Below are 13,087 nucleotides of genomic sequence, written 5' to 3'. Positions count from 1 at the left end.
CGTTGAGAACGGGGGTGGGAACGGGGAACGGGGATCGGGGCCGGGGAATCGGGGCGAAGGGCCGGCTAGCGGAAGCGGAAGGCCTTCATCAGGCGCAGGCTGCGGCTCATGAAGGCCGCGTACCTCTCGTCGTCCATGCCCAGCGACGGCGCCATCGGCAGCAGCCGCTGCTGGGCCACCGTCTGGGCCTCGGTGTACTTGAGGATGCCCTCGGAGCCGTGACGGCGGCCGAGTCCGGAGTCCTTCATGCCGCCCATCGGGGACTGGACGCTGCCGTAGGCGGGGGCGTAGCCCTCGTTGACGTTGACCGTGCCGGTGCGCAGGCGCGAGGCGACGTCGAGGCCCCGGCGGGCGTCCTTCGTCCACACGGACGCGTTCAGGCCGTACGGCGTGGCGTTGGCGCGCTCGACGACCTCCTCGTCGCTCGTGAAGCGGTAGACCGAGACGACCGGGCCGAACGTCTCCTCCTCGCACACGGCCATGGAGTCCTCGACACCGTCGAGGATGGTCGGCTCGAAGAAGTAGGGGCCGATGTCCGGGCGGGCGACGCCGCCGGCGACCAGCTTCGCGCCCTTGGCCACGGCCTCCTGGACATGGCGTTCCACCGTCTCGAGCTGCCGCTCGCCGACCAGCGAGCCCATGTCGGCGCCGTAGGCGAGGGAGTTGCCGAGCCGCATGGCCCGGGTGCGGGCGGCGAAGCGCTCCAGGAAGGCGTCGGCGACCGACTCGTGGACGTACAGCCGCTCGATGGAGATGCAGAGCTGGCCGGCCGAGGAGAAGCAGGCGCGGACGGCGCCGGCGGCGGCCTTCTCGATGTCGGCGTCGTCCAGCACCAGCATGGCGTTCTTGCCGCCGAGTTCGAGGGAGACGCCGACCAGCCGGGCGGCGGCGCCCTGGGCGACCTCGCGGCCGGTGCGGGTGGAGCCGGTGAAGGAGACGTAGTCGGCGTGCTTGACCAGCTCCGGGCCGACGACCGGGCCCTCGCCGAGGACGACCTGGAAGACACCCTCGGGCAGACCGGCCTCGATGAGCAGGTCACGGGCCCACAGGGCGGTGAGGCAGGTCTCCGTGTCCGGCTTCATGACTACCGCGTTGCCCGACACGAAGGCGGGCAGGGCGTCGCCGACGGACAGCTCCAGCGGGTAGTTCCAGGGGGCGATCTGGCCCACGACCCCGCGCGGGTGCCGCAGTTCGGAGACCTTCGTCAGGGTCGGCATGGCGCCCGCGTGCCGCTTCGGCCGCAGATAGGCGGCGGCCCGGCGGCCGTAGTGGCGGGCCGCGACGGCGACGGCCTGCACCTCCTCGTGGGCGTGCAGCCGCGCCTTGCCGGTCTCCAGCTGCACGAGGTCGAGGACCTCGGCCTGCCGCTCCAGCAGCAGGTCGTGGAAGCGGAGCAGGACGGCGGCCCGCTGCCGTACCGGGACCTTCGCCCACACGGCCTGCGCGGCACGGGCCGCCTCGAAGGCCCGGAGCACGTCCTCGGGGGTGGACTCGGGCAGGTCGGCCAGCTTCTCGCCGGTGAAGGGGGTGTGGTTGGCGGTGCGTCCGGAGCCGGCGACGCCCTTGGTGAGCTGGGCCACCAGTTCCGGGGTGACCACGTCGGCGGCGGTGCGGGCGCCCGCGGGCGCGGGGGCGAGGGGGTTGGTACCGGCGATGTCCGGGGCCTGCGTGTCCGTCATGAGGCGCAGGGTATGCCGGTGGGGAAGCTTTGTGTACCCGTCGGTAACGGGGATTCACCGACCGCTCACACACTGCCAGTGATCACTGGCAGCAAATGTGCTGATCAGGGCGTTGGGGTGCCGACGGCCACGACGATCATTCGGCTCCGGGTTTTTTCGCGAGGAGTAGGCCGAGGGCGGCGAAGGGGGTGCGGCGGCGCGGGTCGGCGGGCGGGGCGGGAGCGGTCGCGCGGGAGCCGGTGGGCGAGTCGGGCCCGCCCCCGGCCGACGGCTCCGACCGCCCCGACTCCCCCGGCCGCTCCGACTTCTCCGACCGCCCCGACTCCCCCGGCCGCTCCGACTTCCCCGGCTGCTCCGGCTTCTCCGACCGCCCCGACTCCCCCGGCTGCTCCGACTTCTCCGGCCGTCCCGACTTCCCCAGCTGATCCGGCTGCTCTGACCGCTCCGACCGCTCCGCCTGCTCCCGTACGGGCGTCAGCCCCAGGTACGCGCGCAGTGCCGCCTCCGCCTCCTCCGCACCGGGCCGCGCCCCGGGCTCGTCGGCCTGGAGCCGGTCCGCCAGCGGGCCGAGCGGGCCGGGGTCGGCGTCCCCGAGGGCGGCGCGCAGCAGCGCGCCCAGGGACCACAGGTCGGAGGCCGGACCGGCACCGGGTCCCGCCGCCCGCTCGGGGGCCACGAACCCGGCGGGTGCGTCGTCCGGGTGGCCGTCGCCGATGCCGAAGTCGGTGAGCACGACCCGCCCGGTGCCGTCCTCCAGGAGGACGTTGGCCGGCTTGACGTCCCGGTGGACGATGCCGACGGCGTGGGCGGCACGCAGGGCGCCGAGGACGGCGAGTCCGACCCGGGCGGCCTCGGCGGGCGGCAGGGGGCCGCGCCGCAGGGCCGTGCGCAGGGACTCGCCCTCCACCAACTCCATGACGATCCACGGGACTTCGTCCTCGGTCACGACGTCGTGCACCGTGACGGCGGAGGGATGCCGTACCCGCGTGGCGGTACGGGCCTCCCGGTAGAGGCGGTGCGCGACGCGCCGGCTCTCCTCGTCCTCGGCCGGATCGCCGGGCAGCAGCGGCTCCTTGACGGCGACCCGGACGTCGTCCCGTTCGTCGCGGGCGTGCCAGACGGTCCCGGCCGGACCGGAGCCCAGGCGCCCGGTCAGCCGGTAACGGCCGCCGATCAGACGTCCGTCGGGCGGGTGTTCGCCGTCTTCGGTCATGTCACATGAGTACCGTGCGCACCACACCGTTGTCGAAGCGGGCGGTCAGGCGGCCCATCGGTGCAGGGTGAAGCCGTCGCGCGCCTTGCGCACCTCCACCGCGCCGGCCCCGGCGAAGTGGGCGGGAACGACCAACGCCCTGTCCGCCGCGGCACGTTCCAACTCGCGGCGCCTGGTCGCGGCCGCCTGCCGCGGGTCGAGGCAGAAGCAGCTGCTGCACTCGGGCCGCAGGATCTGCACCGGGCTGTGCAGCAGGTCGCCGACGAACACGGCGCGTTCGCCGCGGGAGGCGACCCGCAGGACGGAGGAGCCGGGCGTGTGTCCGGGGGCGGGCGCGAGGACGAGGTGCTCGTCGATCCGGTGCTCCCCCTCCCACACCCGCGCCTGTCCGGCCCGGTGCACGGGCGCGACGCTGTCCTCGTAGAGCAGCCGGTCGTCCACCCGCACCCCGCCCCCGTAGCCGCCCTCGGGGCCGAAGTGGTGGTCGTCGGCGGCCGGGAGCAGGTACCGGGCGTTCGGGAAGGTGGGCACCCATGTGCCGCCGGCGTCCCGGGTGTTCCAGCCGACATGGTCGGCGTGGATGTGGGTGTTCACCACGAGGTCGACGTCCGCCGGGTCCACGCCGGCCCGCCGGAGCCGTCCGGGCAGGTCGCCGTCGCGCCGGTGGAACCGCGGGTTCGCGGGCCGCTCCCGGTCCCGGCCCACCCCGGTGTCGACGAGCACCGTCCGCCCGCCGCTGCGCACCACCCAGGTCTGCAGGGCCGCCACGGCCAGGTCCTCCGCGGGCTGCCAGTGGCCGGGGGCGAGCTGGTCCTCGTGCTCCCGCCACAGCTCGGGGCGGCTGTCCGGGACGAGGCGGCGGGCCGGTGCGAGCGGGCCCTGCCACTCGACGACCCGCAGGACCTCGACGTCGCCGATCATGAACTTCTGCACGGTGTCTTCAGCCATGTGCAGGACACTAGAAGGGCGAGGTGAGCATTTCGATGCTCACAAGGCTCGATCGAATACGCTGACGTCTCATGGATGTGGTGAGCGACGCGATCTCCGCGGTCCGGGCCGGCCGTCCCTCCTCGAACCGGCTCCGGGTGACCGGCTCGTGGTGCGTGCGGCTGGCGCCGTACGAGGGGGCGGGCTTCCACGTGGTGCTCGGCGGTTCCTGCCGGCTGCTCACCGACGGCGGCAAGCCCGTGGCCCTGGGGCCGGGCGACGTGGTGCTGCTTCCGCACGGGACCGGGCATCTGCTGGCGGACGGCTCGGAGCGGCCGGTGGACGTCCGGCGGGCGGTGCCGTTCGAGGAAGTGCGGGACAGAGACGCGGTGCTGCCCGGCGGCGGCCCCGAGGTGGAGCTGCTGTGCGGCAAGTACCGGCTGGACCGCAGCCGGACGCACCCCCTGCTGGCGGAGCTGCCGGATGTGGTGCTGCTGCCCCACCGGGACGGGGAGAACCCCGAACTGCGTTCCGCGGTGGACCTGTTGTGCCGGGAGCTGGCCGGTGCACGGCCCGGCGGCAGCCTGGCCCTGCCCAGTCTGCTGGACCTGCTGCTGGTCTACATGGTCCGCGCCTGGACGGCCGGGGCGCACACCGGCAACTGGCCGGCCGCGCTGAGCGACCCGGCGACCGCCGCGGCCCTCGCCGCCCTGCACGCCGAACCGGCCGCTCCCTGGACGACCGGCCTGCTGGCCGCGCGGGCCGGTGTCTCCCGCGCCACCCTCGCCCGCCGCTTCACCTCACTGGTCGGCCGTCCGCCCATGGCGTACCTCACCTGGTGGCGGCTGACACTGGCCGCGACCCGGCTGCGCGACTCCGACGCACCGCTCGCGACGGTGGCCCGGGAGACGGGGTACGGCAGCCCGTACGCGCTGTCGCACGCGTTCAGCCGGGAGTTCGGGACGACACCGGGCCGGTACCGCGGCGGCCTCAGGGCTTCGTGACGTCGGTCCTTCGTGCCGTCAGCGCTTGCTCGGAGGTGCGCGTCAGGGCTTGGTGACGTCCAGGTTCGCGATCGCCGCCTTCGCCACCTCCTGGCCGCGGGCGGTGAAGTCGCCCGCGCCCGGATACCCGACGACGAGGGTGTACAGGTCCCCGGCGGTGGTCCGGTAGTAGAAGATCTGGAGTTCGCGCGGACGGGGGTCCTCGCTGTCGTCGGTCTTGAACCTGACGGTGTTCTGCGCGGCCTGCCTGCCGCGGTACGTGGCCGTGTCGTCCGGGTGCGTCCTGGCGCCCTCGGGCATGTCGAGCCGGTACTCGCCCTCGTTGCGGAACTTCTCGTCGTCGGCGTACATCTGGGACCGCGCGGTGTTCTTGATCTCGTGCAGGGAGTCCTGCGCCTTCCGGGCCAGGTGCAGCTCGATCCGGATGCTTCCGCTCCAGTCCGCGTACGCCACCCAGTTCTTGTCGGAGTCGTCCTTCCCGGGCCGGGCGGCCTGGTAGCCGACGGGGACGGCGAGGGTGGCGCCCAGCCGGGCCTCGGGCCGCTTCTTCCAGCCGTCGGGCAGCGGGCCGGCGAACGGGTCGGCGAGGACGAGGTAGCCCGCCACGGCGGCGGCCACCACGGCCGCGCCCACGCCCAGCCACACCCCGCGGCCGAGGCGCCGTGGCCCGGCGGCGGGCCCGTTCCCGGGTCGGCCGTCCGCATGGGACGGGTCGGCGCGAGGGGCGCCGGGGGCTTCGCCGCCTCCTCCAGCAGCGCGCGGACCCGGTCCGCGGCCGGCCGGTGCGCGGGGTCCTTCCGCAGCAGCCCGTTGATGACCTCGGCCAGCGGGCCCGAGGCGGACGCGGGCGCGGCGGGGGTGGCGTTGAGGACGGACTGGAGGGTGGCCGGGGTGTTGCTGCGGCGGAACGGCGAGACGCCCTCGGTGGCCGTGTACAGGACCACGCCGAGGGACCACAGGTCGCTCGCCGGTCCGGGCCGCTGCCCCAGCACCCGTTCCGGTGCGATGTACTCGGGCGAGCCGACGAAGCCGCCGGTGTCCGTGAGCCGTGTGTCGCCCTCGATCCGGGCGATCCCGAAGTCGGTGAGGACCACCCGGTCGTACCGGCCGAGCAGGACGTTGTCGGGCTTGACGTCCCGGTGCAGGACGCCCGCCGCGTGCGCCGCCTCCAGCGCGCCCAGCACCTCCAGGCCGACCCGGGCCGCCTCGCGCGCGTCCAGGGTGCCCTCCTGGAGCGCGCTGCCGAGGGTGCGGCCGCGCACCAGCTCCATCACGATCCACGGGCGGTCGTCGACGACCGCGACGTCGTACACGTTCACCACGGCCGGGTGGTCGAGGCGGGCCGCGGCGCGGGCCTCACGGCGCATGCGCTCGTAGGCGTTGGCGCGTTCCCGTTCGGGAAGGTGGTCGGGGACGCGGGGCTCCTTGACGGCGACCTCGCGGTCCACCATCTCGTCCTTGGCCCGCCACACGGTCCCCATGCCGCCGTGGCCCAGCTTGCCCAGCAGCCGGTAGCGGCCCGCGATCAGCCGTCCGCCGCCCGGGACCTGCGCGGGGACGGACGGGGCCGCGGGAGGCCCGGGCACGGCGGCGGCCGGCTCGGAGTGCGGGTCCGGGTGGGAGGCCGGGTGAGCCTGCGGCTGCGGGGCCGGGTGCGCGTGCCCCTGCGCCTCCGGCCGGTGCTGCCACTGCGGCTGCGGCGGCCGCAGAACGAAGCTCGTCGTGTCGTCGGTCCCGTGACCGGCTCCCCCGTCATTGCTCATGCTTCATCCATATCGCGCCGACCGCGCCCGCATCCACAGGGAGCACGAACCAGTCACACACCCGTGACCGTGCCGCCGAGGGCCCGGTACGCGCCCGGCCGCCCCGCGGGGGCGAGACGCTCAGCCGCGCGGGGCGCGGAAGGTGTCGACCGCCACGTCGAAGTACTCGCGGGCCTCGCTGACGTCGCCGACCGGTGCCGACACCCACAGGTCGTACATCCGCCCGGACTCCTCCCAGCACAGGTCGAAGGTGTGGCGCGGGCCCTCGGCGGCGCTGAAGCCGTCCCAGGTGAACTCCCACAGCGCGGCGGGGTGTCCGTCGTGCTCGGTGCCGGTGACCCGGCCGTCGCGGTAACCGGGGTTGTTGGCCGGTCCCTTGGCCGCGGACCGCTCCATCACGAGCCGCGGACCGCCCGGTTGGACACCGGCGACCTTGATGCCGAGACGGAAGGTCCCGCCGGGCGAGAGGTAGAAGACCCGCTCGCCCTCCTGGCTGCGGGTGAAATCCTCCGGTACGGCGAGGGAGTACCCGGCCGTCTCCCGCGCCGTGCGGTAGCCGGAGGGCGCCGGACGCGAGCCGCCGGTGGTCGGGCCGGTGGCGCCGGGCGACGTACCCGGTGCTCCGGTGGCCGGGGGTGCGCTCGTGCCCGTGCCGGTCCGGGTCGCCGGGGACGTCGCCGTACCACCGGGTCTGCCCCCGCCCCCGTCGCCGCCCCCGTGCAGCAGCAGCGCCGCGGCCGACACACCGGCCCCGGCCAGCGCGGCGACGAGCAGGGCCGCGACGAGCACCGGGCGGCGGGACGGCCGGGACACGGCGGAGGTGGGCGGACCGCTGTGCGGGACGTCCCGCTGCGTCGGCGTGTAGGGCGCGGGCGCCTTCCCCGTACGGCCCGTACGGCTGCCGCCGAACCGGGGGACGCGCCCGTTGCCGTGCCCGCCCGCCGCACCGGGGCCGCCCGGTCCGAGCGGGGTCCGTCCCGTCTCCAGGTAGGTCCGCAGCATCCGCTCGGCGTCCGCCGTGCCGAGCCGCCGGTCGGGGTCCCGGTCCAGCAGCCCCCGTACGACGGGCAGCAGCGGCTCGGCCTGCGCGGGGGGCCGGATGTCGTCGGCGACGACGGCGTGCAGGATGCCGCCGAGCGAGTCGCGCCGGAACGGGGACTCGCCGCTGAGCACCGTGCACAACAGGGCGCCCAGCGACCACAGATCGGACTCGGGGCCGGTGCGCAGCCCCGACATCCGCTCAGGAGCGGTGTATTCGGGCGAGCCGACGAAGGAGCCGGTCTCGGTGAGCGTGGTCGCGCCCGCGACCTGCGCGATGCCGAAGTCGGTGAGCACGACCCGGTCGGTGCCGGACTCGATCAGGACGTTCGCGGGCTTGATGTCCCGGTGCAGCACCCCAGCCTCGTGGGCGGTGCGCAGCGCGCTCAGCAGGGCGATGCCGATCCGCGCGGCCTCGGCGGCGTCGACCGGGCCCTGCCGGGCGATCCGGTCGGCGAGCGAGCCGCCGTCCACCAACTCCATGACCAGGTACGGCCGGTCGTCCTGCTCCACGACGTCGTGCACGACGATGATGTGCGGATGACGCAGCTGGGCGACCGCGCGCGCCTCGCGGAAGGTGCGGTCGCGGCGGCGGCGCGCGTCGTCGTCCGCGAACGAGTCGTCCGGGAGGAGTTCCTTGACCGCCACCAGGCGGCCCAGCACCTGATCGCTCGCCCGCCACACGACGCCCATGCCGCCACGCCCGATGCGTGCCTCCAGGCGGTAACGGCCCGCGATCACCCGGAAGTCGGCGCCCTCGGTCCCCATGCGCCCATCATGCCGCACCGGACCCATGCGCTCCGGGGCACCGATCGGCCAAGCCGGGCCGCCCAACCTGCATTTCCGGCCGTCCTCGGCCGCTTTGGGCGCCTGGGCGCCCCGGCCGGATCAGCCCGCCTCCGGCTGCTGCCAGCCCCGCAGCACCCAGGTGAACTGCCGGCTGGTCGTCGGCCAGTCCTGGGCCGGAGTGGACATGTAGATCGCGTACTCGGTGCCCTGACGCGAGAAGTACGTCTCCTCGATGGCGCGCCGGGGGCCGGGGACGAAGGGCGCGTCCTTCTTCAGCGCGGTCCAGGTGTATTCCCACACCGCGCCCTTGCAGTCGCGGTAGGTGTTCGCGGCCATCTGCACGCGCTTGTACTCGAACAGCCGCTGGAGCTGCTGCTCCAGGTCCTTCTGGTGGGACAGCGGATCGGCGAAGTCGGGTGAGCCGTCGATGGCGATGCGGACGAAGTGCCTGCCCTGGTCCGGCGTGTAGTCGACCTGCTTGAGATCGCCCTGGATGGAGTACACCTTGCGCTTCCAGCCCTTGGGCAGGGAGAGGCTGAAGCCCAGCGGGTCGTGGTAGGTCCGCCAGCCGGCCGGGAGCGCACCGCCCGGGCCCGGCGAAGCGCCGCCGCCGGCGGAAGCCGGCGCGGGACTCGTGCCGTCCCCGCCCCGGCGCCGGTGCCGGTGTCCGAGCGGGTGCCGTCCCACTTCTGGTACGCCACCGCCGCGCCGCCGCCGAGCACGGCCGCGAAGGCGACGACGAGGGCGAGCGTGCGCAGCCGGCGTCGTGGCCGGCCCGCCGCGCGGCCGCCCGCCGCCTGGGACACGGGCGCCACGGCCGTGGGGCCGGTCCCCGAACGCCCCGCGCCCGGTGCCGTGTTCGTGCCGTGCGTGGCAGCCGTACCGGAGCCGTGACCCGACGTCCCGTGCCCGTAGCCCGCAGTGTCCGGCCCGTGGTCCGCGGGGCCCTGGCGGTGGCCCCGGCCGACGGACAGGCCCGAGCTCTGCGTCGGCACGAACGCCTGTGCCGTGCTCGGCCGGCGGCCCTCCGCGGCCTCGGCGAGCATCTGTTCCGCGTCTTCCGCGCCCGGCCGCTGGCCGGGTTCCTTGCGCAGCATGGCGGCGATGACGGGCCCCAGCGGACCGGCGTGCCGCGGCTCCTCCGCCTCCTCCTCGACGACCGCCTGCATCGTGCCCAGCGGCGAGGTGCGGCGGAACGGCGAGCGGCCCTCGACGGCCGTGTACAGCGTCGCGCCGAGCGCCCACAGGTCCGAGGACGGGCCGGGGTCGTGGCCGCGCACCCGTTCCGGCGCGAGGTAGTCGACCGAGCCGACGACCTCTCCGGTACGGGTGATGGTCGTGTCGCCCTCGATCTGGGCGATGCCGAAGTCGGTGAGCAGGACCCGGCCGTCCTGCCCGAGAAGGACGTTGCCGGGCTTGACGTCCCGGTGCAGGACTCCGGCGGAGTGCGCGGCGCGCAGCGCCCGCAGCACCCACAGCCCGATGCGCGCGGCCTCCCGCGGCTCGACGCGTCCCCGTTCCTTCACCGCGTCCGCCAGCGAATGGCCCTCGACCAGCTCCATCACGATCCACGGGCGGCCGTCGTGTTCGAGCACGTCGTGCACGGTGACCACGGCGGAGTGGTTGATGCGCGCGGCGGCGCGCGCCTCGGCGCGGGTACGGGCGAGCAGAACGGCCCGGTCGGCGTCGGAGACGTAGAGAGCGGCGGTCAACTCCTTGACGGCGACCGACCGGTGCAGCACCTCGTCGTGGGCGCGCCACACCCGGCCCATGCCGCCGCTGCCGATGGAATCGGCGAGACGGTAGCGGCCCGCTATGAGCAGGCCCTGCATCTGATTCACGTTGCCCCGCAATGCTCTTGACAGGGTCAGACTAAGGACCGCCCCTCCCTCTGGGAACAAGCGGGGTACCAAGGTGACAGTCCTGTGACGGTTGTCGTGTTCCGGGCCGCCCGACCGGTATACGGGGCGCTCAACCCGTGTAGCGGTACGTCGCCGTGGCCTGGTCGTAGAGCCGTGTGATCTCGTCCCGCTGGGCTTCGGGGCCGCGCACCTGCACGAGGTGGTAGCGGCCGTGGATCAGGATCGCCATGTTGCGCACGAACAGGTCGCGTCCCTGGCCGTCGGTCCAGGTGAACTGCCCCTCCGCCATGGTCCGCCCGCCCACCTCGATGGTTCTCAGGCCGGTGGCGGTGGACCAGCTGGAGTCCCGGTACGGCTGGAGTTCCTTCTCCTTGTCCCGCTGGTAGACCATCGGATCGCTGCCGTAGGACGAGGTGCTGTCCCGGCCGGGCACGAGGATCAGCTCGAAGTTCCCGTGCGCGTAGACCACCTGGCCGCTGCCGTTCCTGGGCGTGCGGTCCCAGCCCTTGGCCACGGCGACCTGGAAGCCGTCGGGGTCCTTGCGCAGGGTGAAGCCGTCGGCGACGGCAGGGCCGCCGCCGGTCTGCGTCCCGGTGGCCGGCGCGGAGGCCGAGGGGCTGCCGTCGGGCGTGCTGCGCCCGGACGCCGGTCCGGCCGAGCGGGAGGGCGCCGGACTCGCCTGCCCCGCGCTGCCGGTGCGGTCGTCCCCCGCCGCGCCGTCGTCCTTCTGCTTCGGCAGGAACAGCATCGCGTACGCGACCGCGCCTGCCAGCAGGAGCAGGATCAGCAGGAGCAGGGTCCGGCCGAGGCTGCGCGGCGAACTCCGGCCCTCGCGCGCACGCTTGTGCCGGCCGTGGGGGTGGGTGTCGGGCAGCGCGGCACGGCGTCGCCGGACCAGTTCGCCACGGCGCCGGACGATCGGCAGCCGGCTCGGGTCGGCGGGCGGAACGGGGACGACGTGCGTCCCGGCGTCCGGCTCGGGCGCGGACCGCACCAGTGAGCGCAGCCAGCCGCTCAGCTCCTCGAAGTCCAGCCGGTCGGTGGGGTCCTGGCGCAGCAGCGACTCCACCACCGGGCGCAGCGGTCCGCACTCCTCGGCGAACGCGGGCGGCTCGGCGCACACCAGCTGGACCAGTTCGGCGGTGGACTCCTCGGGGTAGGGCGCGTGTCCCTGCACGGCCCGGAAGAGCAGCGCGCCGAGGGCCCACAGGTCGGTCTCGGGGCCGACCGGCGCGGCCAGCTGCCAGTTCTCGTGGACGGGTCCGGCCTGCTCCGGTGCCCACCGCTCGGTCACCGGCCCCACCACGGTCATCCGCACCTGCCGCGCCCGCTCGGCGGCCAGCGCGGTCCCGGGCCCGCGGCGTACGGCGCTCCCGGCCCGCTCCTCGCCCCAGCCCGGCGTCGCCTGGGCGGGGAGAGCGGCCGTGGCGCCGGAGTGGCCTGGGCCGTCGGGTGCCTGCGGGACGAAGTCCGCCCGCGGTGCGGTGCCCGGCCGGCCGGTGTGCGGGTCGCCCGGGGGAGGCCGGCCCGCCGGGGAGCACCGCCCAGGGCCGGGGGCGTCGCGCCGGTGCCGGTACGCGGCGCGGCGCCGTGCCAGGGCGCTCCTGCACGCCGTAGGGGTCGGCTATCCGTCCGGGCGGCGTCGCACCGCCCGCCCCGGTGGCGTAGGGCGACGGCGGCGCCGCGTCGGCGCGGCCCGTGCCGGTGTCGTCCTCCTCGGCGGGCGGCCGGGCGCCGGGCAGGGCGGCGCGCCCGTTCTGCTGGGCCTCCTGCACGCGGGCGGCGGCACGGGCGCCCGCGCGGTAGGCGGCGATGGCACCGGCCCGGGCGGCACGGATGTCCCCGCCGCTCTCCAGGGCCCGCTGTCCCGCCGGACCGGACCGCGTCCCGGGCGCACCGGGCCCGCCGGAGACGCCGTCGGCGCCCGGCGCGGGCAGCCCGCCGGCCGCCCTGGCCTGGATCGCGGCCCGGCGCGCCGCCTCCGGGTCGACGTCCGGCGCCGGGACACCGCCGGAACCGACGGCCCCGGCGGGCCCGCCCGCGGCGCCGCCACGAGCACCGGGGCCGGGGCCGGGGAGCCTGCGGCCCCGCGGTCACCTGCCGGGTGCGTGCCGGGGCCGGAGCCCGGGCCCGCCCCGGGTTCCTGCGCCGCACGCGCGCCCGGCTCGAAGCCTTCCTGGGCCGGCACCGGGTCGTAGCCGCACAGGGCCTCCTCGGCCGCGCCGACCGCGAGCCCGGTGAGCATCACCCGCCCGTCGTCGCAGACGAGGACCGTACGGGCGGTGATGTTGCGATGCACCCAGCCGTGGGCGTGCAGCACCCGCAGGGCCATCAGCACGTCGGCGGCGACCTCGGCCGCCCGGTACGGCGTCAGCGGTTTGTCGGCGAGGAGCGCGGCCAGCGGGCGTGCGGCCACCAGCTCACTGACCACCCACAGTGACCCGCCCTCGGCGAACACGTCGAACACCTGGTCCAACCGGGGGTGGTCGGGGATGCGGGCCGCGGCCTGCGCGGCCTCCACGGCGCGCCGCACCGCGGGATCGGCGGGGCGCCGGGTCGCGGTCCGTGTCGCCGGTCCCGGACGGGTGCCGCGCGCCCGTGCGGTGAAGCCCTCGGGCAGCCCCTCCGCGTCGAGCACCTCCGCCTCGACGACCTCGGGCAACGGCACCTGACGGACGAGCACTTCCTGGCCGCTGTAGGTGTCGAAGGCCCGGCTCTCGGTGAGCTCGTACTCGTCGGACGGCGGCAACGGCAGGCGGTAGCGGTCGGCGAGCACCCGACCCGCGTAGTCGTCCACTGCGCCTCCCCCGGC

7 protein-coding genes and 2 pseudogenes are annotated in these 13,087 nt (G+C 75.3%); 1 reads left to right on the top strand and 8 read right to left on the bottom strand.

The window, feature by feature from the left end:
• Positions 1-65 precede the first annotated feature (65 nt).
• The 3 genes from N8I86_RS23165 to N8I86_RS23155 form a co-directional block, all read right to left on the bottom strand.
• Complete coding sequence (locus tag N8I86_RS23165; protein WP_073888709.1) at positions 66-1,679, bottom strand: succinic semialdehyde dehydrogenase; 1,614 nt, start codon at positions 1,677-1,679, stop codon at positions 66-68.
• Between the two features lie 136 nt (positions 1,680-1,815).
• Positions 1,816-2,892 (bottom strand): serine/threonine-protein kinase, encoded by a 1,077-nt coding sequence (locus N8I86_RS23160; RefSeq protein WP_263278610.1) that lies wholly within the window; start codon positions 2,890-2,892, stop codon positions 1,816-1,818.
• 45 nt (positions 2,893-2,937) lie between these two features.
• Positions 2,938-3,840, bottom strand: a complete 903-nt coding sequence (locus tag N8I86_RS23155) for an MBL fold metallo-hydrolase (RefSeq protein ID WP_073888705.1) — start codon at positions 3,838-3,840, stop codon at positions 2,938-2,940.
• A gap of 71 nt (positions 3,841-3,911) precedes the next feature.
• On the opposite strand from N8I86_RS23155, the gene N8I86_RS23150 reads away from it, so the two are divergent.
• A complete protein-coding gene (locus N8I86_RS23150) occupies positions 3,912-4,823 on the top strand; it encodes an AraC family transcriptional regulator (RefSeq protein ID WP_263278609.1) in 912 nt (303 codons plus the stop codon).
• Positions 4,824-4,865: 42 nt separating this feature from the next.
• Here the strand turns inward: N8I86_RS23150 and N8I86_RS23145 are convergent.
• The 5 genes and pseudogenes from N8I86_RS23145 to N8I86_RS23125 all read right to left on the bottom strand — a co-directional run bounded on the left by N8I86_RS23145 (position 4,866) and on the right by N8I86_RS23125 (position 13,072).
• Positions 4,866-6,586 (bottom strand): annotated as a pseudogene (locus N8I86_RS23145) (serine/threonine-protein kinase).
• Between the two features lie 120 nt (positions 6,587-6,706).
• The gene (locus N8I86_RS23140; protein ID WP_263278608.1) at positions 6,707-8,392 is read right to left on the bottom strand and encodes a serine/threonine-protein kinase; all 1,686 of its coding nucleotides are present in this window, start codon (positions 8,390-8,392) and stop codon (positions 6,707-6,709) included.
• A 120-nt stretch (positions 8,393-8,512) separates the two neighbouring features.
• Positions 8,513-10,245, bottom strand: a pseudogene (locus N8I86_RS23135) (serine/threonine-protein kinase).
• A 139-nt stretch (positions 10,246-10,384) separates the two neighbouring features.
• The gene (locus N8I86_RS23130; RefSeq protein WP_263278607.1) at positions 10,385-11,587 is read right to left on the bottom strand and encodes a serine/threonine-protein kinase; all 1,203 of its coding nucleotides are present in this window, start codon (positions 11,585-11,587) and stop codon (positions 10,385-10,387) included.
• Positions 11,588-11,899: 312 nt separating this feature from the next.
• Complete coding sequence (locus tag N8I86_RS23125) at positions 11,900-13,072, bottom strand: protein kinase (RefSeq protein WP_263278606.1); 1,173 nt, start codon at positions 13,070-13,072, stop codon at positions 11,900-11,902.
• Positions 13,073-13,087: the final 15 nt, after the last annotated feature.

The organism is Streptomyces albidicamelliae (assembly GCF_025642175.1).
GTDB lineage: Bacteria > Actinomycetota > Actinomycetes > Streptomycetales > Streptomycetaceae > Streptomyces > Streptomyces albidocamelliae.
Note: the sequence above shows the minus strand (reverse complement) of the source record. Positions and strands in the feature narration are given on the sequence as shown.